Annotated in this window: 19 protein-coding genes and 1 tRNA gene; 7 read left to right on the top strand and 13 right to left on the bottom strand. The window is 65.7% G+C overall.

Translation table 11 applies throughout. The annotated features are described in order from the left end of the window. Positions 1-33: 33 nt before the first annotated feature. Positions 34-1,326, bottom strand: coding sequence for a class I SAM-dependent rRNA methyltransferase (locus KHZ24_06710; GenBank protein MBS5450889.1), 1,293 nt, complete (start codon positions 1,324-1,326; stop codon positions 34-36). 282 nt (positions 1,327-1,608) lie between these two features. On the opposite strand from KHZ24_06710, the gene KHZ24_06705 reads away from it, so the two are divergent. Both KHZ24_06705 and KHZ24_06700 read left to right on the top strand, forming a co-directional pair. Beyond that, complete coding sequence (locus tag KHZ24_06705) at positions 1,609-1,842, top strand: hypothetical protein (GenBank protein ID MBS5450888.1); 234 nt, start codon at positions 1,609-1,611, stop codon at positions 1,840-1,842. 332 nt (positions 1,843-2,174) lie between these two features. Then, positions 2,175-2,265: transfer RNA gene (locus tag KHZ24_06700), tRNA-Ser, on the top strand. A gap of 285 nt (positions 2,266-2,550) precedes the next feature. Here KHZ24_06700 and KHZ24_06695 read toward each other — a convergent pair. Then, positions 2,551-4,002, bottom strand: coding sequence for a CapA family protein (locus KHZ24_06695; GenBank protein ID MBS5450887.1), 1,452 nt, complete (start codon positions 4,000-4,002; stop codon positions 2,551-2,553). Positions 4,003-4,249: 247 nt separating this feature from the next. Between KHZ24_06695 and tadA the strand changes: the two genes are divergently transcribed. Beyond that, positions 4,250-4,756 carry a tRNA adenosine(34) deaminase TadA gene (tadA, locus tag KHZ24_06690; protein ID MBS5450886.1) on the top strand — a complete coding sequence of 169 codons (507 nt, stop codon included), beginning with the start codon at positions 4,250-4,252 and terminating at the stop codon, positions 4,754-4,756. On the opposite strand, the gene KHZ24_06685 is transcribed toward tadA, so the two are convergent. The 7 genes from KHZ24_06685 to asnS form a co-directional block, all read right to left on the bottom strand. After that, on the bottom strand, positions 4,753-5,730 hold the full coding sequence (locus KHZ24_06685; GenBank protein ID MBS5450885.1) for a DUF4352 domain-containing protein: 978 nt from the start codon (positions 5,728-5,730) through the stop codon (positions 4,753-4,755). The genes tadA and KHZ24_06685 overlap by 4 nt on opposite strands. 219 nt (positions 5,731-5,949) lie before the next feature. After that, the gene (locus KHZ24_06680; protein ID MBS5450884.1) at positions 5,950-7,137 is read right to left on the bottom strand and encodes a hypothetical protein; all 1,188 of its coding nucleotides are present in this window, start codon (positions 7,135-7,137) and stop codon (positions 5,950-5,952) included. A gap of 200 nt (positions 7,138-7,337) precedes the next feature. Next, positions 7,338-8,954, bottom strand: coding sequence for a DEAD/DEAH box helicase (locus KHZ24_06675; protein MBS5450883.1), 1,617 nt, complete (start codon positions 8,952-8,954; stop codon positions 7,338-7,340). A 99-nt stretch (positions 8,955-9,053) separates the two neighbouring features. Beyond that, positions 9,054-9,449, bottom strand: a complete 396-nt coding sequence (locus KHZ24_06670; GenBank protein MBS5450882.1) for an FKBP-type peptidyl-prolyl cis-trans isomerase — start codon at positions 9,447-9,449, stop codon at positions 9,054-9,056. A 494-nt stretch (positions 9,450-9,943) separates the two neighbouring features. Further along, entirely contained in the window at positions 9,944-11,311 is a 1,368-nt protein-coding gene (locus tag KHZ24_06665; GenBank protein ID MBS5450881.1) for a polysaccharide deacetylase family protein, read from the bottom strand. A 229-nt stretch (positions 11,312-11,540) separates the two neighbouring features. Beyond that, on the bottom strand, positions 11,541-11,768 hold the full coding sequence (locus KHZ24_06660; GenBank protein MBS5450880.1) for a hypothetical protein: 228 nt from the start codon (positions 11,766-11,768) through the stop codon (positions 11,541-11,543). A 332-nt stretch (positions 11,769-12,100) separates the two neighbouring features. Then, positions 12,101-13,489 carry an asparagine--tRNA ligase gene (gene asnS, locus KHZ24_06655; protein MBS5450879.1) on the bottom strand — a complete coding sequence of 463 codons (1,389 nt, stop codon included), beginning with the start codon at positions 13,487-13,489 and terminating at the stop codon, positions 12,101-12,103. A gap of 344 nt (positions 13,490-13,833) precedes the next feature. Between asnS and KHZ24_06650 the strand changes: the two genes are divergently transcribed. Further along, positions 13,834-15,414 (top strand): FAD-dependent oxidoreductase, encoded by a 1,581-nt coding sequence (locus tag KHZ24_06650; protein MBS5450878.1) that lies wholly within the window; start codon positions 13,834-13,836, stop codon positions 15,412-15,414. Positions 15,415-15,435: 21 nt separating this feature from the next. Here KHZ24_06650 and KHZ24_06645 read toward each other — a convergent pair whose 3' ends face one another. Together KHZ24_06645 and KHZ24_06640 are read right to left on the bottom strand one after the other, a co-directional pair. Beyond that, complete coding sequence (locus KHZ24_06645) at positions 15,436-16,311, bottom strand: IclR family transcriptional regulator (protein MBS5450877.1); 876 nt, start codon at positions 16,309-16,311, stop codon at positions 15,436-15,438. A gap of 499 nt (positions 16,312-16,810) precedes the next feature. Then, positions 16,811-17,239 (bottom strand): TOBE domain-containing protein, encoded by a 429-nt coding sequence (locus KHZ24_06640; GenBank protein ID MBS5450876.1) that lies wholly within the window; start codon positions 17,237-17,239, stop codon positions 16,811-16,813. Between the two features lie 344 nt (positions 17,240-17,583). Between KHZ24_06640 and KHZ24_06635 the strand changes: the two genes are divergently transcribed. Both KHZ24_06635 and KHZ24_06630 read left to right on the top strand, forming a co-directional pair. Continuing rightward, the gene (locus KHZ24_06635) at positions 17,584-18,615 is read left to right on the top strand and encodes a helix-turn-helix transcriptional regulator (GenBank protein ID MBS5450875.1); all 1,032 of its coding nucleotides are present in this window, start codon (positions 17,584-17,586) and stop codon (positions 18,613-18,615) included. 168 nt (positions 18,616-18,783) lie between these two features. Then, positions 18,784-19,506 (top strand): pentapeptide repeat-containing protein, encoded by a 723-nt coding sequence (locus KHZ24_06630; GenBank protein MBS5450874.1) that lies wholly within the window; start codon positions 18,784-18,786, stop codon positions 19,504-19,506. A 233-nt stretch (positions 19,507-19,739) separates the two neighbouring features. Here the strand turns inward: KHZ24_06630 and KHZ24_06625 are convergent, their stop codons facing one another. Continuing rightward, a complete protein-coding gene (locus tag KHZ24_06625) occupies positions 19,740-20,894 on the bottom strand; it encodes an aldo/keto reductase (protein ID MBS5450873.1) in 1,155 nt (384 codons plus the stop codon). A 236-nt stretch (positions 20,895-21,130) separates the two neighbouring features. Here KHZ24_06625 and KHZ24_06620 point away from each other — a divergent pair, with 236 nt between their 5' ends. Continuing rightward, positions 21,131-21,337, top strand: a complete 207-nt coding sequence (locus tag KHZ24_06620; protein ID MBS5450872.1) for a hypothetical protein — start codon at positions 21,131-21,133, stop codon at positions 21,335-21,337. 381 nt (positions 21,338-21,718) lie between these two features. On the opposite strand, the gene KHZ24_06615 is transcribed toward KHZ24_06620, so the two are convergent. Next, the gene (locus KHZ24_06615; GenBank protein MBS5450871.1) at positions 21,719-21,934 is read right to left on the bottom strand and encodes a helix-turn-helix transcriptional regulator; all 216 of its coding nucleotides are present in this window, start codon (positions 21,932-21,934) and stop codon (positions 21,719-21,721) included. Positions 21,935-21,957 lie beyond the last annotated feature (23 nt).

The raw sequence follows: 21,957 nt of genomic DNA, 5'->3' as shown, positions 1-21,957 counted from the left end.
GCCAGCCATCATAGAGAGAGTGGGCCCGCGCGTTTACACGACCTGGAAGATAAAGAACTTCAGGTAGTCGGTCTCGGGTATGCCCCAGACGATGGGGTGATCGGGGGCCTGCTGACGCATCTCGACCTGCCTGAGCTGCACGTTTGCGTCGTGGGCTGCTTCGGCGATGACCTTAGCGAGCATGTCGGCCGGCATGAAGTGCGAACAGCTGCACGTGGCCAGGTAGCCGCCGCGCGGCAGCAGACGCAGCGCGCGGTAGTTGATCTGACGGTAGCCGCGGGCCGCCTCGTTGACGGTCCGGCGGTTCTTCGTAAACGCAGGGGGGTCGAGCACGATGAGGTCGAACGGGCCGCCCGCGTTGCGCCCGCGGTCCGCCTCGAGGCCGGGCAGGAAGTCGAACACGTTGGCAACTGAGAAACGCGTGCGGTCTTCAACGCCGTTGAGCTGGGCGTTCGCGCGGCACAGGTCCACGGCCGTCGCGCTGACATCAACGCCGTGTACAAACGTCGTCCCCGCCTGCGCGCAGTTGAGCGCAAAGCTGCCGACGTGCGTGAAGCAGTCGAGCACGCGGCGCCCCCGGGCTAGCTGGGCGACGGCGCGACGGTTGTACTTCTGGTCGAGGAAGAAGCCCGTCTTCTGGCTGTTCTCGAGGTCGAGCCGATAGCGGACGCCGTTCTCGCAGATGACGCGCCGGGCTGCGTCTTCGCCCTGGGGCACGTCGAGCCCCTCTGCTGCGAGGAACCCCTTGTAGCGCTCGATGCCCTCCTTCTCGCGAATGGCCGCGTCGTTACGCTCGTAGACGGCGCGGACGTCCTGCCCGTCCTCTTGCAGGATGCGCACGAGCATGGGCAACAGCTTTGTGCGCAGACGCTCCATGCCCACCGTGAGTGTCTCGCTTACGAGCACGTCTTCGTAGCGATCAACGATGAGGCCCGGGAACGCGTCCGCCTCGGAGAAGATGACGCGGCAGCAGTTCGTGTCGGGCTCGACATTGGGCAGGGCTCGCGCGCCCATCGTCGTGCGGCGGTACTCCCAGGCCCAGCGCAGCTTGCGCTCCCAGAAAGCGTCGTCGAACTGGTCGTTGGCGTTGCGCGACACGAGGCGCACGCGGATCTTGGACTGCAGCGAGATGAGGCCGGTGCCCAGATAGCCGCCCTTTTCGTCAACGACGTCCACCAGGTCACCGTTCTCGACGGTCCGCCCGTCCGAGGGCGCCGGGGCGACGTCTCGCACTTCGGCGTCGAACACCCAGGGGTGGCCTCGCCCGATGGAGGCGGCGGCTTTCTTGCTGACGGTTGCCTGGGGGAAACGGCGTAGCTGCTTCATGGCGGCGGCTCTCTTCGGAAAGGCGGGACGGAGCGTTCGTGCAAAGTGTACCAGCAGCGTCGGGTGGGGGAGAGGGGCCGGGGCCGCACTTGCGTCCAACACCGTCGGGCCACAACTGGTGCTGCTTCCGGCAGTCTCGGATTGTTTGCCTCATCGTATTGTAAGCGCGCCGTAAGGGCTGACCTGCGGATCTGTTGCCGTAGGGTGCGATTGGCTAAGCTGTGGACAAGGCGCTTGCGTGCGGTATGGCGCGTGCAAGCTGGCGGGCTGGAGGTGCGCACCATGTCGATGACGTCAAAGAGGATCGTGGGTCCTGTCGAAGAGGCGAAGGCTGAGGAGCGTGCTGCTCACCCGAACCTATGGGACTATGGCCAGGGCGTCGGGCATGACCGAGAAATGATCATCGCGGGGCATCGCATCCCGACGCCGATCGCCGTCATCCTCATCGCGGCAGTTCTGGTGGCCATCGCGGCGCTGATCTTCCTGCTCGGGGCTGCGCTCATTCCCGGCCTCTAGGGCCGGGAGCTGTGGCCGCTGCTACAAAATCGGGCGTTGTGAATTGCGCTGCTACAAACGGGTGCGATATGTACGATTGCTTGCCTGCGAGTGTGGTGATACGCATAGGATAGAAAGTATCACCGCAGGCCAGAGCGGTGTCGAATTTCCTGGCACGTTGCTCGTATCGTACACAACGCAGAAAAAAGTATCAGCCCAATTCACGAGGCAGCATTTTGTAGCATGCAAGGGGGCGGGAATTGCGGACGTGCGATGCGCCAGCGCTGCCCGTTGTGCGCGAAAAGAGTTCTCGCCCTGCAGGGGCCGCGCTTACGCTATGATGAGCAACACGCGGAGGGATGGCAGAGTGGTTGAATGCGGCGGTCTTGAAAACCGTTGAGCGGCGATCCCGTTCCGAGGGTTCGAATCCCTCTCCCTCCGCCAGGAAGGCGATGACGTGCCCGGCCGCGCGCCGGGCATTTTTGTGCCGCGCGACGCCGGGGAGGGATGAGAACCCGGGAGGGCGCGAGCGTGAAGCGGGGGGCGCTGCGCGCCGCCCGTAGCGAGCGCGCGAGGCCGCCGGAAGGCGGGCGAAGCGGGGTGCGACCGCCGCAGGCGGGCGCGGAATCCCTCTCCCTCCGCCAGGAAGGCGATGACGTGCCCGGCCGCGCGCCGGGCATTTTTGTGCCGCGCGAGCTCGGTCGTGTAGTCGCGCGATCCCGCCCGCCCCTACGCCGCTATCGGCACACCGCTGGACCCGATGATATCCTGCGTGACCTGGTAGACATAGCCGAGCGGGTCGGCCTCGTACCCTATGGAGTCGTGTGCCGCGGCCAGCTCCGGCGTGTAGTCGCGCAGCTTGAACACCTGGTGCCAGCCGCCGTCGATGTGGTTGACGAGCGGCGTCCACAGGGGATCGACCACGCGAACGGGCCCCTCGTCGCCTAGCCGCTCGAACGCGCACGTGAAGCAGCCCTCGACGTTCTCGATGGCGAGCGGCTGGTTGCTCAGGAAGTTGCCCAGCGAGTATACGACGAGCGTCTCATGTCCGGTCGGTATGCCGTTTGCGTCGAGCCCCGCGACCCACTCGATCGGCTGGATGACGTGCGGCCCGAACCCGATGACGAGGTCGACGCCGAGGTTCGCAAGCGTTTGCGCGTAGAAGTACTGCGTGTCGTTCGGCACAGTCGCGTTCTCGTCGCCCCAGCTCATCGCCACGATGACGACGTCGGCTCCCTCCTGGGTGCGCGCCCGCTCCACATCGGCGGCCATGGCGTTGGGGTCGGCGGTCGCGATGGCCCACGCCTGACCCTCCGGCAGCACGAGGCCGTTGAGGTAGTCTGTATATGCGAGGAAGGCAAAGCGGATGCCTGCGCGCTCGACCGTCCGGATCGTCGCGCGATCCTCGGGGCTCGTGAACGTGCCGGTCGTGAGCACCTCGGGATGCGCCGCCCACGTGGCGCTCGAGTTCTGGATGCCTTCGAGGCCCATATCCCACGAGTGGTTCGTGGCCGTCGTCGCGAGGTTCCACCCTGTCGCGGCCACCTGGTCGGCGATGACTTCGGGCGAGTTGAACGAGGGGTAGCCGGAGAGCCCGAGATAGTCGCCGCCCAGGATCGTCTCGATGTCGATGAAGTTGAGGTCATGGCTCGCGACGATGTCGGCAACACCGGCATACATTGACGTGAAGTCATACCACCCGTCGCCCATCTCGCCCGCGTTCGCGTCGGCTGCGTATACGACGGGCATGTTCATCAGGTTGTCGCCGACGGCCGATAGTGTGACGCGCGTGTAGGTGCGCTCGCGGACGACGGGGACGAGCTCTCGAGTGCCGTGAGCTGGGCTTGCGAGGCTACCGATGGGGCTCGCGCCTGTCTCGCTCACGATCGCCATCGGCGAAAAGTCCCGCTCGCTGCCGCCTGAGACGTGCTCCTCTTCTTGGCCCGCCGCGGCACGCGCGACCTGCGGCGCTCCGTTTAGCACGAGCACCAGGAACGCACTCACGGCGGCGACAACAGCCGCGGCGAAGATGGCGAGCACGGCGACGAGCGCCCACGGCGTGCGAGATGACGGCTCGTGCTCGGCGCCGACTGCCTCGTAGGCGCTGCGGGAGTAGGCGCTGGCCGCCTGCGCTGGCGAGGCGATATGTGCGCCTCTCGCATATGTGTGAGCGCCGCCCATGGGGCATCCCCTTTCATGCTGAGCCATGCATCCCGAAGGTCGCGAGCCCGCCTGCGCAGGTACAATAGACGGCCACCGACCTACGCATGATCGGTGCGGGGCGCGTTGCGCAGGGCGCCCGGGACACCGCATTCGGCCTGGGCTTTCAGCGAGTAACGATACACGAGAAACGGCGGTGCGACACGTGGAGAACTTCCCGAACAGGCATGCAGGCAACCTCGCGTCCGCCCCCGATCAGGCGAGCGTCATGGACCCCGAGCGCCCCGAGGACGCCGCGTTCATGCGCGCAGCCCTTGCAGAGGCTCGCAGGGCCGCAGAACTCGGCGAGGTGCCCATCGGAGCCGTCGTCGTCCATGCCGGCGAGATCGTCGCACGTGCCTACAACCGTCGCGAGCTCGACCACGACCCGTCTGGCCATGCGGAGTTCGCGGCGCTGACCAGGGCATCCGAGCTGCTCGATCGCTGGCGACTCACCGGCTGCACTGTGTACGTGACGCTCGAGCCCTGCCTCATGTGCGCCGGCCTTATGGTGAACGCGCGCATCGACCGCTGCGTCTACGGTGCGCCCGACCCCAAGGGTGGCGCGCTTGGCACGCTATACGATGTCAGCCACGACCCGCGGCTCAACCACGAGTTCATGGTGACGCCCGGCGTGCTCGAGCAGGAGTGCGCCCAGGTGCTTCGAGATTTCTTTGCCGACGTGCGCCGTCGCCGTCGTGAGGCCCGGGACGCGATCCGTGCCCAGCGGCCTTAGTAGTACTGTGCGATGATGGCAGACGTCACGACCTTGGCGCCCTGGTTGTCGAACACGGCGTAGTACGTGCCGTCGTCCTGGTACACGAAGTACATGTAGCCGTTCGTGCTGGAGCCGGGCTGCACGAACCCCAGGGCCGTGATGTCGTCGGCGAAAAGAGGGGCTGGGTCGTTCTGAGGCTGCAGGTAGCCGTTGAACTTGCCGTAGAGGTCAGCCGTGACGACGGCGGTCTGCGACGAGTTGTTGACGACGCTCAGCGGCACGCCCACGCACCACACGCCATCCCACGAGGGGTCGCCGGGAGCGCTTGCCTGCACCCAGAGATAGGCATCGCGGTTCGCGTCGAACGTCAGCGTCATACCGTCCAGTTCGAAGCTCTGACCGGCGGGGATGGCCTGGTTCACGTCGAGGGAGCCCAGCTGGCTCGGGATGGCTCGCATGCCGGTCGAGCGCGACTCCGGGACATCCACCTTGAGGTCGACCTTCGAGCCCAGCAGGTCGTCAAAGCCCAGCGTGTAGGAGCCTGGCCCGCGATACAGCAGGTGGACGGTGCCGCTCTCCGACGAGCCGACCTCGACGCGCCCCTTCGCGAGGATGTCGTCGTCGAAGTAGGCGGTGATGTCGGCTTGTTGGGCCCCGCTGGGATCGAACAGCTTGCAGTACAGCGGGCTCAGCACGCGGCTGTCCTCATCGTTGTTCGTGATGGTGACGGGGATGCCCACGACGAGCGCGCCGTTGTTCTGCGACTGCACGTTGTTGATCTGCGTCCACGTCCAGCTCGACGTATCGAGGTTGAGCTGGACGATGAGGTTCTCGAAGTTGACGGCGCCTGCAGGCAGGACGTCGGTCGAGTTGTCCTGCTGTGCGTTGGGGTCCTCGATGCCGAGAATCGAACAGCCGCTTGCCATGGCAGCGAGCGCTGCTCCTGCGGTGCCCGAGGCGATGGCGGCAATGAACTTGGAACGCGTCAGCATATGGTCTCCCCTTGCAGCGGACAGGGCGGGTTGGGCGGCGCGGTGTCGTATGTGGGTACGTATGACGCCCTCCGGTGCACCAACGGCGCCTATTCTATCGCAGTATACGCAAAAGCCCCGGTCGGAAATACCAACCGGGGCTCAGGATGCGTGCGGTTTGGAAAACCAATGCGCATATGTGCATAAACTTGCGGAAACGAACCAGTCTGCCGGCTGCTGTTACTCCACGTTGATGGAGATCTCCTGCGGCGTGCCGGAGTAGTCGTCAAACACGGCGACGTATTCGCCGGCGCCCTCGTACAGGAAGTACAGCATGGCGTTGACCGTGGCGCCCGGACGCATGTTGGCCACGTTGAGCGTCGAGTCGTCGAGGAAGTAGAGGGCGGAATTGTCCTGCTCGAGACCGTTGGGGCCGTATGTCGAGATGAAGAACGTCTCGGGCATCGTCGTCTCGCCCGTGTTGTTCGTGATGGTCACCGGGGCACCGACGACGGACGCGCCGTTAAACGGATCGCCGTCGTACGTCGTGACCGTCCCGTAAACCAGCGCGCTCGGGTCGGTGTTTACCAGGTAGGAGAACCCGCCGAAGTCGATGGGCGTGCCTGCGGCGACGGCCTCGGGCGAAGAGACGCTGCCGCCGTTCGTCACGCCGGCGTTCTCGTTGGCGGGAGGCGTCGTGGTGTCCGTGCTTGTGCTGGTGTCTGCGCTGCCTGACGAAAGCGTGAGGCCAGCAGCCTGAGCGGCCTGGGCGTTGGAGACGGTGAGGCTAACGGAGCTGTGAGCGTGCTCGAACGCGTTCTCGGCAGCATCGTCGCCGTCGTCGAGATAGACGGAGATCATGATGCCCGTGTAGTCGGAGCCGAAGACGAACGTGGCGCGGCCGTCGAACTCCTGGTCCGACACGATGCCGCCGAAGTCGAGGTCGCGAACGAGCGTGCCGTCAAGCGTACGATCCTCGGGCGTATCTGCCTCGTAGTTCGTCATGCCGGCGCTGGAGACCATGCTGTTCAGGAACTCATCGACCATGGCGTCTTCCTGGCCGATGGCTGTCTGGGGCACGACGACGACCTGCAGGACGCCGCCGAGCGTGGAGCTGTCGACATAGACATCGTAGATGCCGGTCGTCGGGTCACTCGTGAGCGAGGAAGCCTCCCAGGCGTCGCTGGCTTGGAACGTGAGCGGGCCGCTGGCGACCGTCTTGTACGAGGGCGTAGCGACGTTGGCGTCGTCGGGCGTCGTGGGCGTTTCGGCGATCTGGGTGATGGCGGAGCCGAGGCCAGACGCGCTGGCGTCTGCCGCAGAATCGCCGGCAGCGCTTTCGGTTGCGAAGGCGAGCGAGCCGATGGAGAGGCTGCAGGCAAGCGTGCCTGCGAGGATGACGGACCTGGCACGAGAGCGCAATGACATAATGATCCCCCTGGTCATTCGACGTGCACGCATATAGGTGGCGAGCGACGACGGCCGCTCGTTGCCGGCACAATACCCCTCACGGGCGGTGTTCGGAAAGGTGAAGACAGCTTTTTCGGCCGCCGGCATCGCTGCTGGCTGATGGGGGATTTGAAGGACGTGCGCCGGGCGGAATCGCATCCCGCCCGGCGCACGGCGTCTTACGTATGGCGTCCGAAGCGCCCACCCGCAGGCCCGCGCCCCCTGCTGCTGCGCGAGCCGCTGAACATGCTGCGGGCCGAGCGCGTGCAGGCGCGCTTGGGGTTGGGGACGATGCGGCCCTGGGCAAACTCGAAGCCCTCGGGCTCCCACACGGGAACGAGCTGCTTCGTGAAGTACTCGATCTCGCGCAGCGGGCTCACCTCGTCGGGCGCCATGAACGTGAACGCAATGCCGCTCTGGCCGGCGCGGCCCGTGCGACCGATGCGGTGCACGTAGTCCTCCGTGTCCATGGGGACGTCGAAGTTGACGACCCAGTCGATGCCGTCGACATCGATGCCACGGCTCATGACGTCGGTTGCCACGAGCGCCTCCAGCTTGCCGGCGCGGAAGTCGGCAAGCGCGCGCTCGCGGTCGCGCTGGCGGCGGTCAGCGTGCATGACGCCCACGTGCAGGCCCGTGCGCTCAAGGGCGGCGGCTACGGAGTCGGCGCGCTGCTTCGTGCGGCAGAACACGAGGACGCGGCCGGGCTTGTCCTGGGCGATGAGGCTGCTGAGAAGCTGGACCTTCTGGCCCTGGACGACGGGGACGAGGCGCTGCTCCACGGTGTCGGCCGTCTGGCCTACGCGGGCGATCTCGACGTTGACGGGGTCGTGCAGGATCGTGGGCATGCTGCGCTCGATGTCGCCGGAGATCGTGGCGGAGAACAGCAGCGTCTGGCGCTCCTTGGGCAGCTTGGCAATGATGCGGCGCACGCTGGGCCAAAAGCCCATGTCGAGCATGCGGTCGGCCTCGTCGAGCACGAGCACCTGCACGTGTGAGAGGTCGGCGGCTTTGCGCTCGAGCAGGTCGATGAGGCGGCCTGGCGTGGCGACGAGCATGTCGCAGCCGCGAGAGAGGTGCTTGAGCTGGCGGTCGTATCGCTCGCCGCCGATGACGGTGACGACGGACTGGCCCGTCTGGCTTGCGACGATGCCGGCCACCTGGTCGATCTGCGTCGCGAGCTCGCGCGTCGGCGTGATGACGAGGGCGTGCGGCCCGAGGTCGGAGGGCGTGAAGGTGGCGTCTGCGGCGGCGGGGTTGCCGGCGTCCGGCGAGCCGCCCTTCCTGCGGCAGCGGCGCTTACGCTTCTTCGCGGGGGCGGGCACATCGGTGGCGTCGGCTGCCTGTCCGGGTGCGGCGGTCTCGGCGGTCTCGGCGCCGGAGCTGGCTGCGCCTCGCGGGGCCTCGGCGCTCGCGGGTGTATCGCTCTCGGTGCTGGCAGAGGACACGCTGACCTGGGAGTCGACAGGGACGTTCTGCTCGGGAGCGCCCGCCTCGGTGGCGCCCGGGGCCTCGTGGCCGTTCGCATCGGCGGCTGCGGCGGTCTCCCTGTTCGCCTGGGCCGCGCGGTGCTCGGCCTCCCACTGGTCGGTGATGCGTCCGATGAGCTGCAGCGTGGGCAGCGTAAACGCGGCGGTCTTACCCGTGCCTGTCTGGGCGCTCGCCACGACGTCGCGTCCCTGGAGCGCCACCGGGATGGCCTGTGCCTGAACGGGCGTCGGCGTTGTGAAGCCAAGCGCGTCCACGCCGGACATGATCTGCTCGTTAAGCCCGAGCTCGGCAAATGAAGTAGTCATACGATAAGTATGCGCCAAATGCGACGAAATGTGAAACGCCATGCCTGCGGGCTCGCTCACGCCCGGTTGAGCGGGAACGGGCCCGCGGGCACCTTTCTCCTACTCGCCTTCTACCTCGACGAGCTCGATGTTGAAGTTGAGCGGCTTGCCGGCCAGCTCGTGGTTGGCGTCGAGCGTGACCTCGCCGTTCTCGGCCTTGGCGACGGTCACGGGCACGGGGCGATTGCCCATGAACACGTAGAGCTTCTGGCCCACCTTTGCGTGGAGCATCATGGCGGGGTTGGGCTCGCCATATGCGTCCTTGGGCTCCAGGTGGACGTCGCGTACCTCGCCGACCTGCATATCCTCGACGGCGCGGTCGAAGCCGGGAATCATCTGGCCGGCCATGCAGGTGAACGCAATGGGCTCGCCACGGTCGCGCGAGCTGTCGAACTTCGTGCCGTCATCGAGCGTACCGGTGTAGTGGACCTTGACCTTCTTGCCCTTGTTGCTCATGGGGTTTCCTTCCGTGTGCCTCGCGGTGTGCGAGGAATGGCTGCTGGGACGCAGAGCTGCGCCTGGGGCAAGTGTACCCTCGAGGCTTGGGGGATCCTAGGGATTTGGCCGCTTCGACGCGGGTTGGCCTACGCCTGCGCGGCGCATCGCATGCTATCGCCGTGTTTGAGGCGCGGGGGAAGGCTGGATACCCCGCGCGGACGTCAGAGAAGGCCCGCGCCCCGTCCCTCTGGCCAAAACTACCGTGCTTTGCGAGTCCTTGGTGGCCATAGGGCCTGCTGTTGGTAGAAAACTCGCAGGTGGGCCAAGGGCGCTGGACGACAGGGGAGGTTTTTGCGGTTCGTGGACATCCCATTTCCTCGCAAAGTAAGGTAGTTTTGGCCAGCGAAGGGGGTCTTCGTCCTTCTCTGGGTTTGCGCCGCCGCAACGAGGCGCCTGAAGCCGGGGCGCAGCATATTTGTATGCATGCGCTCCCGGCCGGGGCGGCAGAGCGCCTACGCCTGCGTCATCGCGATGAGCTCACTCACCGTCACGAACTCGTAGCCCTGCTCGGCGAGCACGGGCAGAGCCTGACGCAGGGCCTCCACGGTCTGGGAGCGGTCACCGCCGCCATCGTGCATGAGCACCACCTGGCCGGGCTGGGCCGCCATGATGCGCTGCGCGATGACGTCGGAGCCGGGGCGCCGCCAGTCCTCGGTGTCCACGTCCCAGCCGATCTCGGCGTCGACGTGGGGCCACAGCGTGTCGATGATCGACCCGTAGAAGTTGCCGCCCGGCGCGCGCATGATGTGGGTGGGCTCCTCACCCAGGGCGTCAGCGATAGCAGCGTAGCCCTTCAGTATCTCGTCGACCTGCTCCTCAGCGGACATGTAAGTGAGGTTTACGCCCTGACCCGATCCTGCCGCGTGATCCCAAGAGTGCGTGCACACCTCGCAGCCGAGGTCCCGAGCCCGCCGCACCACGTCCTCGTTGCCGGGTATCTGGTTGCCGATGGTGAAGAACGTGGCGCGAGCCCCGTAGGATTCGAGCAGGTTGAGGATCTGGGAGGTCGTCTCGGGCCAGGGGCCGTCATCGAAGGTGAGCGCGATGACCGGGCGATCAACCTGGGCGGTGAACACGTGGTAGCCGCCGTCTACCGGTGCGCTGGTGTCCTCGGTCTGCACGATGCCCGAGAGGCTGCCGGTGCGTACGGTGCGCGTGCCGTCGCGGCCGTCGCTCATCGTGTGCAGCGAACCCGACCAGTACGACGAAAACTCCCTGCTGTCGTCGTACCACCCGTGGGCGACGGGCTCCTCCGTCACGATGACGTCCTCGGTCACGTCGGCCCCATCGCCGATGACCACGCGCTCGCTGCCTTCGAGGGCGCGCGTCTCATCGCTGGGCGCCTCGTTGACCGTGATGGTGTACGGCGTGCCGCCTCCCGCCGAGTATATGCTGCCGTCGATGGCGAGGAGGTCGCCGGGCTGAGGGGTCGCGTAACCCTCGTCGAGCAGAGTCTTGACGGTGGCGCCCTTCTTGAGCTCGACCTGCTGGCCGTTGACCGTGACGGTGATGGCGGAAAGGCGCCCGACGACGAACCACGCGCCTACCGCCAGCGCGATGACCACGAGCACGGCGGCGATGATCGCAGGGATGGGGTTGCGCCTGCGCTGCCCGGGGCCGCTAAGCTGACCGCGGCCCGAGTGCCCGGTGGGTCGGGACGTCGCTCCCGCTGCCCCGCGCGCGTAGGGGCCGGCCGGGCCGACGACGTAGGGGCTGTACTGCCTCTGCCGCGTATTGGCGTACTCGGTGGTGCGTCTTGCGCTACCGCCAGCCCCGTAGCCGGCGTAGCCTTGCGTTTCGTTGTTCCCCCGTCGATCCATGCGGTTCCCCCTTGTGCGTTTTGGCCCAACGCAGCCCACTGTACCGTAGGCGCGACAGTCTGGGGACTACTCCTGTGGCGAGCGGGGCCTTTCATCGGAAAGCGCCGGGGGTTGGGGCGGGGCTCCACGGGTTTCACAGATGAAGTTGGACGTCCGCCGCGATAGAAAAAGGGCGCCCTGCCATCTGACAGGGCGCCCCTGGGTTCGATACTCTACGCTATAGCATGCGTTAGCTGATGGCGATGCCGGAGCGGCCGGACGACATCGTGAACGGAGCGTTGCCCGCGTCGTAGCCCGTCAACAGGTTGGTCAGGATGCCACGCAACGACAGGCGGCGCGAGGCGTGGTTATCGTCGGACTGCAGGGCGGTGAGCTCGCGCAGGGCCTGCGAGCCAGCGCTGGCGTCAACGTCGTTCGGGCGGCTGATGGGGCTGATGCCCAGGTCAAACTCGTTCATGATGGCTCCTCTCTCGTTTTGTTTCGCGCATATTAAATACCCCTTTCACGAGGAAATCCATACCGTTTACCGACAAAAATTCTCTGATGAAATCTATCGTTCATAAACATGTGATACCCGTGAATAACGGGCAACAAAATGCCTGGTAAAGCGGCTATTCTTGGGATTGATTTCGCAACTCAGCAGCGTAAATATTCATGTCTAGCGGCTGTCTTTGGCTGTGAGTGGATATGCCCGTTGGTTGTCCGGCTCTTCGGCACAAAAAGGGCCCGAACGTCGGCGCTTTGCACGCCGCGTTCGGGCCCGTTGTCACGCCAATGGCGCGAGTGATATTAGAACTCGGCGCTGCCCACCGTGCGCGGGTGCGGGATGACATCGCGGATGTTGCTCACGCCCGTGAGGTACATGACGAGGCGCTCGAAGCCCAGACCGAAGCCGGCGTGGTGGCACGTGCCGTAGCGGCGCAGGTCGCAGTAGTACTTGTACTGCTCGGGATCCATGCCCAGCTCGTTGATGCGGCTCTCCAGCACGTCGAGACGCTCCTCGCGCTGCGACCCGCCGATGATCTCGCCGATGCCGGGCACGAGGCAGTCGGCCGCGGCCACCGTCTTGTCGTCGTCGTTCAGGCGCATATAGAACGCCTTGATCTCCTTGGGGTAGTCGTACACGAACACCGGCTTCTTGAAGTGCTGCTCCGTGAGGAAGCGCTCGTGCTCCGTTGCCAGGTCGACGCCCCAGTACACCGGGTACTCAAACTCGTGCCCGTCGCGCACGGCCTGCTCGAGGATCTCGACGGCCTCCGTATAGCTCACGCGGCCAAAGTCGGAGCTCGCCACGTGTTCGAGGCGCTCGGCCAGGCCCTTGTCGACGAACTTGTTGAAGAATGCCATCTCGTCGGGGCACTTCTCCGTGACGGTGCGGATGACGTACTTGAGCATCTCCTCGGCCAGGTTCATGTCGTCTTCGAGGTCGGCGAAGGCGATCTCGGGCTCGATCATCCAGAACTCGGCGGCGTGGCGCTGCGTGTTGGAGTTCTCGGCGCGGAACGTCGGGCCGAACGTGTAGACGTCGCCGAACGCCATCGCGAAGTTCTCGGCCTGCAGCTGGCCAGAGACCGTAAGGTTGGCCTGCTTGCCGAAGAAGTCCTGGCTGTAGTCGACGGTGCCGTCCTTGGCCAGCGGCGGGTTGGCCGGGTCGATCGTCGTGACGCGGAACATCTCGCCGGCGCCCTCGCAGTCCGAGGCCGTGATGATGGGCGTGTTGACGTAGACGAAGCCGCGCTCCTGGAAGAACTGGTGGATGGCGTAGGCGGCAACCGAGCGCACGCGGAACGTGGCGCCGAGCAGGTTCGTGCGCGGGCGCAGGTGTTGGATCGTGCGCAGGAACTCGACGGTGTGACGCTTCTTCTGCAGCGGGTAGTCGGGCGCCGAGGGGCCCTCGACCTCGATGGACGTCGCCTTGAGCTCGAAGGGCTGCGGGGCGTCGGGCGTGAGCGCCAGCTCGCCGCGGCAGATGAGGGCGGCGCCGACGTTCTGGGCGGCGATGTCGTCGTAGTTGGCGAGCGTCTCTCGGTTCATGACGACCTGCAGGTTGTTGAAGCAGCTGCCGTCGTTGAGCGTCACGAAGCCGAACGTCTTCATGTCGCGCAGGGAGCGGACCCAGCCGGCCACGGTGAGCTGCTGCCCGCCGAGCTGCTGCGCGTCCGCGAAGATCTGCGCGATGGTGGTGCGGTCTACGAAAGCCACGGAAATCTCCTCGCTTCTCGTGCGGGGCGGGCGGCGTATGGGCGGCCTACCCCCGGAATCGAATGCGCCTATGATAGCCGCGCGAAGCTGCCGGGGGCGTGGCGCGAGTCTTTTCTGTTGCGAGCTGCCGCTGCGTTCCACGAAAACGTCGAGTTGCCTTCCGGTTGCGGGCGGAGGCGGGGCTCGTGCGCTCGGGCGTTCCGCATCGTGGAACGATTGGTGTGCGACGTGGAATCGGCCGATTTTGCCGGGATGTCGCAGTCTGCATAATCCCTGCCAACGTACGCCGAAGGGGCGTGCAGGGGAAAGGGGTTTCTACCATGCAGAACGACGTGACGCGCCGCAGCTTCGTCTCCGCCGGCGCCCTGGGTCTGGCCGGTCTCGCTGCCGCGGGCCTTGCTGCTACGGGCGCTCATCCCTCGATGGCAGCCGAGTCGACGTCGGAGGTGCCCGCCAGCTGGGACGGCGAGGCCGACGTTGTGGTGTGCGGAGCGGGCGGCGCTGGCCTCACGGCTGCCTACGCGGCGCTCGAGCAGGGTGCCACGGTCATCGTGCTCGAGAAGGGTGACTTCTGTGGCGGCACGACCGCGACGGCCGAGGGCGCCATCCAGGCGTCGGGCACGACGTGGCAGAAGGAGCTCGGCAAGATCAACGTCGAGGACGACAACGCCGACAAGCACTTTGCGTTCTGGATGACGGACGCCGAGGGCCTGTGCGACGAGAAGCTCGTGCGCCAGATGGCCGACAACGCCGCCGACAACCTCCAGTGGATGGCCGACAGCTTCGGCATCACGTACAGCCGCGTGTTTGGCCCGCTGCCCACGCCTTACCAGCCCGAGGAGAACATCGCCGACCGCATCCACATCATCGCTGACGCCGACGACCCGACCTCGACGGGCGGCGTTGTGTGGACGACGAAGGCCGAGACTGCCGTCACGGAGAAGGGTGGCCAGATCCTCACGGGCACGGCGGCTTCTTCGCTCGTCGTCGATGGCGAGAACGGCGTCGTGGGCGTCATGACGGCCGACGGCAAGGCATACCACGCCCTGAGCGGCGTCGTGCTGGCCATGGCGGGCATCGAGCACAACGAGGAGCTCGCCAAGCGCTACAACCCGCAGCACTACTGGGACCTCATGACGCAGTCGGTCGTCACCTCTCCCAACGACACGGGCGACGGCATCGTCATGGGCCTCGCTGCGGGCGCTGACATGGGGCGCGTCGGAGGCTGCGTTGACCTCATTCTCGCAACGGGCAGCTGCACGAACAACACGAATCCCGAGATGCCGGCCATCTTTGTGAGCATGCGCGGCAACCGCTTCGTGCGCGAAGACACGACCTACGCGTTCCATATGCGCTCGTGCTTCAACTCTGCCATGCAGGAGGGCGGCTTCGACGGCTGCACGTGGATGGTCCTGGACGCCAAGATGACGAAGATGGAGCAGCAGAGCCCCTGGTCGGACGCCATCGAGGGTGGCGCCGAGGCCCGCGAGGCTGCGGTGGCTGACGGAACCCTGCTGCAGGCCGACTCCATCGAGGAGCTCGCGGAGGCCATGGGCGTGCCGGCCAGCAACCTCGCTGCCACCGTCGAGGCCTGGAACGCGGGCTGCGAAGCCGGCGAGGACGTGGCTTACGGGCGCGTGAAGCAACTCGTGCCGCTCGACGAGGCGCCATTCTTCGCCTACAAGATCGTCCACACGAACATCGGTGCCATCGGTGGCCTGCGCATCAACGAAGACTGCGCCGTGATTGATCGCCAGGGCGAGCCCATTCCGCATCTGTTCGCAGCGGGTGCCAACAGCGCGGGTTGGCTGGGCCCGTACTACCCCGGCTCCGGCACCTGCCTGCAGGGGACGCTCAACACCGGTCGCATTGCGGGCGTGTCGGCGGCGGCCGCAAAGTAACGTCGCGCTTGGGCGCCTGCCCTATGCCCGATAGCCCATAGCCGCCGAGATGCGCTGCCCGGCGAGGACGACTTGACCGATGATCTTGTCGAGTCCCTCGTCGGGCAGCTCGTCGTTGGTTCCGCTGACGCCGACGACGGCGATCGCCTCGCCGCGATAGTCAAAGACGGGCGCGGCTGCGCAGCGGTGATTCAACGCTGACTCTTCGATGTCGGTGGCCCAGCCCTGCGCGCGCACTTTCCGCAGGTGGAGACGGAACGCGGCCTTGTCCGTGATGGTGTTGGGCGTGAAGGCCTCGAGGTCAAAGCCGTAGAGGACCTTTTCGAGCTCATCGCTGGGCAGGCAGGCCATCAGGCACTTTCCCATGGACGAGCAGTGCGCGGGATAGCGCCGGCCCACCTGCGTAAACACCTCGTCGGAGCGATCCGTTGCAGCCCGCTCGATGATGGAGATGAACGGTCCGTCTCGAATGCCCAGGTAGACAGTCAGGTTCGTTGCCCTTTGAAGCGCTGCCATGTGCGGCTTGGCCTCGGTCTGGAGCTCGAGCGAGTCGATGTGGCGACTCAGGGTGTCAAACATCTGGTGTCCCACGGCGTACGTGCCGTCGAGCGTACGCTCGGCATAGCCCCGCTCGACAAGCGTCTGCAGGATGCGATGGCATGTCGACTTGCTGAGGCCTGTCGCTCGCGCGAGCGGAGCAAGCGCCATGCCGCCTCGCGCATATGCCAGCGCCTCGATGATGTCGAGCGCGCGGCTGAGCACCTGGATCGTCTGCGGTGCCGCGTCAGCGGGTGCGGGGCCCCCGTCAGAGGGCGCCTGCGCGAGGGGAGGCAAGGACGGCTCCAAGCTCGTGCCTGAACTTGCTGGCTGCGCGCATGCCGTTGCGGGCTCGCTCATTGAGCGCCTCCTTGCTCGGGGGACAACGCGGGGAGATCGTGCGGACTCCGAGGTGTCACGATGCTTGCGTTTGGGACAGCATACCTCACGAGGGCGCAATTGGCGGGGTTGCTTGGGCGAGCGACCGCTGAGGCGGAGGCTGGGCGTCGTGGGATTTGCTGCTCAGCTGGCGCACGCGCGCTTCTCGGAGGATAGATCCTGCTGCCAGGGGGGCGCCTTTGCACGCGGGACGTTGGTCTGCGGCCAGGAAACGCTACCGTGTATGGGTGCTCTCGCGGCGCGCCCGGTCGGGCGGGATTGCCACCTGCGGAAACGTTGGGGCCTGCGGCGTGCGGACTGGCCGGGGGATGGGAGAGAGTTCACAAGCTGGATTTCTGGCCAGCAACGGGTGCCGCGCATACAAAAGAGGGGCGCCGCGCGGTTTGCACGACGTCCCTCTGCGATGCTTGTCCTGCGACGGGGATATTCGCCCCGCACGGAGTAGCGTGCTAGTGAGTGCTTACTCCTCGATGCCCACGAGCACGTCGGTGGACTTCACGATGGCCGTGGCCTCGGCGCCCTCGACCAGGCCGAGGTCGTCGATGGCCTCGTTGGTGATGGAGCCGGAGATGACCTGGCCGCAGGGGGTGGTCAGCGACACGTGGCCGTTAACGGCGCCCTTGACGACCTTCGTGATCTTGCCGGAGAACTGGTTGCGCGCCGAGATGGGCAGGCGATCGGTGCCCTTGGCGAACATGACGTTGGAGGCCTTGATGATGGCCGTGGCCTTCACGCCCTCCTTGAGGCCGAGCTCCTTGATGGCCTCCATCGTGATGTCGGCCTTGACCTTCGTGCAGCCGAGGTCGATGGCGACGACGCCGTTGACGGCACCCTCCTTGACGCAGCAGATGGTGCCGGCGAGCTGGTTGCGAGCGGAAATCTTGAACATGGCGGAATCCCTTCTGGATGTGCCGCGCCACATGTGCGCGGGCTGTTTGATGCATGCGGAACGAGACCATCATACGTGGGCATGCCAGGGCTGCGCTGGGGTTTACTCGGCCAAGCGGCCGACGAACCAATGGGTACCATGCTGCACCAAATGGGATGAACGTGCTCAGAAATGGAGCATGGGATCGTCACGAAGCGACGCTGGCGGGGCATGGGAAACGGCGCTGGACGGCGGAGCTCGCTTCAATTTGTGTAGATCAGCTATACAAAATGGCAAAATAGCGCATATGCTTATGAGCGGGATGGATCTCTGGCTTCGGGGCTTTGGCGGAAGGACGCATTGCGATGGGAAGCAGGGCGCAGGAGAACAGCCTGTCTGACTTGTCGCTGGGACCGGGCGAGGCTCTGCGCGTCGAAGACGTGATGCGTCTGCTGCACCTCAGCAAGAATACGGTCTACAAGCTGGCGCGCGAGGGGTCGATTCCGTCCTATCGTGTCGGCCGACAGATTCGCTTTCGTTCCGACGACGTGCTGGCGCGCGCAAGGGAAGCAGCTGGCAACGCGATCCCGCCGCTCGCTCTCGCGGGCGGGGAGGGCCAGGTTGCGCCCGACGTTGTCCCGACGGCGCTTCCTGACGTCCTCGACGAGATTCCGGGGTGGATGCGCGGCTCGCTCGTGCTCGGCGGGCAGGACTTGGCGTGCGACGTGCTTGCCAACTATGTGGCAGGCCTAGGGGTCAAGGTGCTTCGCTCGCAGGCAAATGGCTATGTCTCGCTAGCCCGAATGTACCTGGGCACCGTACACGCTGCCGCCATCAGCCTCTGGTCGGAGGGCGAGGAGCGCTACAACATCCCCTATGTTCGCGAAATGCTGCCCGGCTTGTCTGTCGTCGTGTTTCGCCTGTGTCGCCGCCGCATCGGCTTTACCGTGCCACGCCAGGGCCGGGGGTCGTCTGCGGCTCCGCGCCCCGATCGTTGGGGAGACCTGCTGGAGCCTGGCGTGCGCATCGCCAACCGCGAGCGCGGGGCTGCGGCGCGCGTGCTGCTCGACGAGAAGATGGCCTACCTCGAGGCGCGAACGAGCGACATCGCGGGCTACGATCGCGTCGTGACCTCTGAGTTTGCGCAGGCCTTGCTTGTCGCGCGTGGCATGGCCAACGTCGCCGTCACGAGCGAGAAGCCGTTTCGACAGATGGAAGGCCTGGACTTCCTGCCGATGCAGGATGAAGTTGTTGACCTGGCAGTTGTGCGCACGCCCGAGACGGCGGAGCTGCTCCGCGCCGCGAAGAACCTCCTGCGCACGGACGCCTTCCGCAGCGAGTTTGATCCCACGATGTACGACACGACCTCGATGGGCGACGTCGTCTACGAGGCGTAGGCGCCCAGCAGGGCTATCGAGCGCGAGGCCGCGGCGGGGGCGGGGAGCACCGTGTGGCGTCTGTATATCTGTCCAAGCTGTCTGCTACCCTGGGTCAGGATGTGCTATGGGGTCGTACGAGGCGAGGGGCGCGCCGCTTTCGGGCGGTGCCCGGGGCAGGAGGACCTGGTGTCGCTGACGTTCATGCCGATACGTGGGGATGCGACGGATTCCGGATCCGAGCAGCCGCGGCTCTGGGATTCCGGCGAGCTGGAATTGGGTGCGGATGAGCCTGAGACGCCTGCGGGGCGCGTCATCGAGAACGAGATGTATGCCGACGACACGGTTGACGAACCGCTGGCAGGCTTGACGTTTCGGCTGTGCGCTTTCCGGGACGTGGCGTTCGACAACGCGCGTGACCTGCGGGGGTGTACGTTCGAGAAGTGCGTTTTCATCGGCTGCACGTTCAAGAGCGTCACGCTGACAGGTTGCTCGTTCAACGTGTGCGTTTTCAAGCAGGCTGATTTCTTTGACGCGCTGTTCAAGGACTGCCGCATGCTGGGCTGCGAGATTCTTGGCGCCCGCTGCACCGCGATGACCGTGCGCGGCGGAGATTGGTCGTATGCGAACCTCGCGGGGCTCAAATTCGCCCATCAGGAGCTGCGCGACGTGCGCCTGCGCGAGGTTTCCCTGACGAACTGCACGTTCAGGAGCTGCGATCTCACCGGTAGCGATCTCACGCGGGCAACGGCGCGAGGGGCGAGCTTCACCGACTGTGACCTGCGCGGTGCCCGTCTCGACGGCATCGCGGTGGCGGAGGCGACGTGGCGCGGCTCGAAGATCGACCTAGCGCAGTGCATCGCCATCGCCCAAGAAGTAACGGGCGCCACCTACGAGGAGCCTGTGGGATAGCGCGCTGCCGCAGGACCCTGACCTCCCTACGTTGAGTGCGGGCTGATAACGGCCTTTCAGCAACCTGAACGCCAAAACCGCAGGGAGATATTCCGCGCACGGGGCGCAGCCGCGAAAAGACACGCGAGTCAGCCCGCACTTGACGAGGCGGTGCGCGGGTGGCCCGGCGGGCGGTCGGGACGGGCGGGTGGCCCGGCGGGCGCGAGAGGCACCGGCCGGGCCCGCCGGGCCGCTTACTCCTCGAACAGGCTCGCGCACTCCTCGAGGTGCTCGATGATCGGGAGGTGCTGCGGGCACACGTTCTCGCATGCGCCGCACTGGATGCACGCTGACGCCTTGCCTGGACGAGACTGCCAGCCGTAGCTGCGCTTGGCGCCCTCGAGGTCACCGTAGATGCGGTACTCGTTAAGCACAGAAAGCAGGTTGGGGATCGGAAGCTCCTGTGGGCAGCCTTTCGTGCAGTAGCGACAGTTCGTGCACGGGACGGTGTCGATGGACGCCATGGCGGCCTGGGCCTGGGCAACGACGGCGCGGCCGGCCTCGTCGAGCGGCTTGAAGTCCTTGAACGTCGCCAGGTTGTCGCGCAGCTGTGCCAGGTTGCTCATGCCCGAGAGCACGGTCACGATGCCCGGCAGGCTGGCGGCGTAGCGCAGCGCCCAGCTCGCGCAGGAGGCACTTGCGTCGGCCTGCTTAAAGACGTCGGCCACGACCTGCGGTGGGTTTGCGAGCAGGCCGCCCTTGACCGGCTCCATGATGATGACGGGCTTGCCGTGCTTCAGGGCCGTCTCGTAGCACAGGCGGCTCTGGTTCTGAACGTCGTCCCAGTCGGCGTAGTTGATCTGCAGCTGGACGAACTCCGCCTCGGGGTGAGCCGTCAGTACGGCGTCGAGCTGGTCGGCAGTGGCATGCATCGAGAAGCCAAGGTGGCGGATGAGGCCCTGGCGCTTGAGGTCGGCGGCAAAGTCCCACATGCCGTAGTTCTCGTAGACGGCCGTGCGCGCGTCGCCGAGATTGTGCAGCAGGTAGAAGTCGAAGTAGCCTGCACCCGTCGTGTCGAGCGACGTGTAGAAGAACTGCTTGGCGCCCTCGGCGTCGGGGGCCATGCCAGCGAACAGCTTCGTGGCGAGCTGGTAGCTCTCACGCGGATGGCGGTCGACGAGCGCCTGCTTGATGGCGGCCTCGCTGCCCTCGTAGGCGCGGGCCGTGTCGAAGTACGTGTAGCCGGCGGCGAGGAACTCGTCGACCATCTGGCTCGTCTGCTCGACGTCGATGGGTGCGTCAGGCGCGTCGCCGAGCTTGGGCAGGCGCATGAGGCCGAAGCCGAGCTTGGGGATGGCGTGGCCGAGGTAGTCGGGGCCGAGCGGCGTGTTGGCGTCGGGGGTGCTCATAGGCGGGGTGTCCTCTCTCCTTCTCCAGCAAATGTCGCCGCATCATACGGCCTGAAGCATGCTCAAGGTCAAGGGGGAGAGGGGCCTCTGCGCCGTGATTGCACAGGGGCGGGATAGCCTGTCAGGACGCTGTCAGATTGCCGTCAACCTTCTGTCGAAAGCCCTGCGGTACGCTGGGGCGCGAGCGGGGTCCGCTGGGCGACGCCTTTCGTCTCGAATGAGAGAGGGGGAGCCCCATGAACATTCTCGACTTGGTACGGCTCATCTACGAGTTGTGCTCTGCGCTTCGCGTTGTGATCGACGTTGTGCATCGTGTGGCAGCGGCGGCCAAGAAGCTAGTGAGGAGGTTCAAGGCACGAGGCGGAGCTACAGATGCCGGTCTCTCTGACGGCGGAAGCAGCAAAGCCGAAGTCACGGACACGCTGGATGAAAAAGGCTGTTAGCCCCTGCCAGGACTAACAGCCAAACCAGGCGTCGCCCGCCCCTGAGCTAGGTTTTTTGGGGTTGCGGGCCCCGCTCAACTGTGGAGTATACCACAGGCGAGGCGGGAGGATGCGCGACATGATATTGACAAGAGACGTACAAATGTGAGGCCAAGATTCCAAACCCTAGTGCGGCGGCTCCTGACTTCAGTGCGGCATATTGATTTGCTAGTTTTAGTGTTGGTTGGTGCGGGCGTCCTCGTCTTACCTGCGGCGGCGGGGATTCGAACTTGCATGCTTGTGATGAGGTTGGACTCGGGCCCGTGCGTGTTCGAGGACATGGATCATCCCCTTAGCCTGCCCGAATCGGGCGATCTCTCGAGATGATAAGAGGCGGCGGCGCTATTCCTCGGTGACGAGGGCCGCTACGGGAAGGTCGAGGCTTTGGGCGACTTTCTCAAGGATGCGCAGCGTGATGTTTGCTTCGCCGGCTTCGATCTTGTCGAGGTAGGGGCGGCTGATGCCCACCATGAGGCAGAAGCGGGCCTTTGTGATACCCGCCTCTTCGCGCGCCCTGTGGACGCGTGTGCCTACTTGCTGTGCCAGGTTGCTGCCCATGGCAACTATTCTTATGAGCAGAA

This window comes from Coriobacteriia bacterium (assembly GCA_018368455.1).
Lineage (GTDB): Bacteria > Actinomycetota > Coriobacteriia > Coriobacteriales > UMGS124 > JAGZEG01.
The sequence above is the reverse complement of the archived record's forward strand: the minus strand, read 5'-3'. Positions and strand labels throughout refer to the sequence as shown.

Coding starts and splice junctions, on each gene's coding strand:
- KHZ24_06710 (MBS5450889.1), bottom strand. CDS start 1,326: ATGAAGCAGCTACGCCGTTTCCCCCAGGCAACCGTCAGCAAGAAAGCC.
- KHZ24_06705 (MBS5450888.1), top strand. CDS start 1,609: ATGTCGATGACGTCAAAGAGGATCGTGGGTCCTGTCGAAGAGGCGAAG.
- KHZ24_06695 (MBS5450887.1), bottom strand. CDS start 4,002: ATGGGCGGCGCTCACACATATGCGAGAGGCGCACATATCGCCTCGCCA.
- tadA (MBS5450886.1), top strand. CDS start 4,250: ATGGACCCCGAGCGCCCCGAGGACGCCGCGTTCATGCGCGCAGCCCTT.
- KHZ24_06685 (MBS5450885.1), bottom strand. CDS start 5,730: ATGCTGACGCGTTCCAAGTTCATTGCCGCCATCGCCTCGGGCACCGCA.
- KHZ24_06680 (MBS5450884.1), bottom strand. CDS start 7,137: ATGTCATTGCGCTCTCGTGCCAGGTCCGTCATCCTCGCAGGCACGCTT.
- KHZ24_06675 (MBS5450883.1), bottom strand. CDS start 8,954: ATGACTACTTCATTTGCCGAGCTCGGGCTTAACGAGCAGATCATGTCC.
- KHZ24_06670 (MBS5450882.1), bottom strand. CDS start 9,449: ATGAGCAACAAGGGCAAGAAGGTCAAGGTCCACTACACCGGTACGCTC.
- KHZ24_06665 (MBS5450881.1), bottom strand. CDS start 11,311: ATGGATCGACGGGGGAACAACGAAACGCAAGGCTACGCCGGCTACGGG.
- KHZ24_06660 (MBS5450880.1), bottom strand. CDS start 11,768: ATGAACGAGTTTGACCTGGGCATCAGCCCCATCAGCCGCCCGAACGAC.
- KHZ24_06650 (MBS5450878.1), top strand. CDS start 13,834: ATGCAGAACGACGTGACGCGCCGCAGCTTCGTCTCCGCCGGCGCCCTG.
- KHZ24_06645 (MBS5450877.1), bottom strand. CDS start 16,311: ATGAGCGAGCCCGCAACGGCATGCGCGCAGCCAGCAAGTTCAGGCACG.
- KHZ24_06640 (MBS5450876.1), bottom strand. CDS start 17,239: ATGTTCAAGATTTCCGCTCGCAACCAGCTCGCCGGCACCATCTGCTGC.
- KHZ24_06635 (MBS5450875.1), top strand. CDS start 17,584: ATGGGAAGCAGGGCGCAGGAGAACAGCCTGTCTGACTTGTCGCTGGGA.
- KHZ24_06625 (MBS5450873.1), bottom strand. CDS start 20,894: ATGAGCACCCCCGACGCCAACACGCCGCTCGGCCCCGACTACCTCGGC.
- KHZ24_06620 (MBS5450872.1), top strand. CDS start 21,131: ATGAACATTCTCGACTTGGTACGGCTCATCTACGAGTTGTGCTCTGCG.
- KHZ24_06615 (MBS5450871.1), bottom strand. CDS start 21,934: ATGGGCAGCAACCTGGCACAGCAAGTAGGCACACGCGTCCACAGGGCG.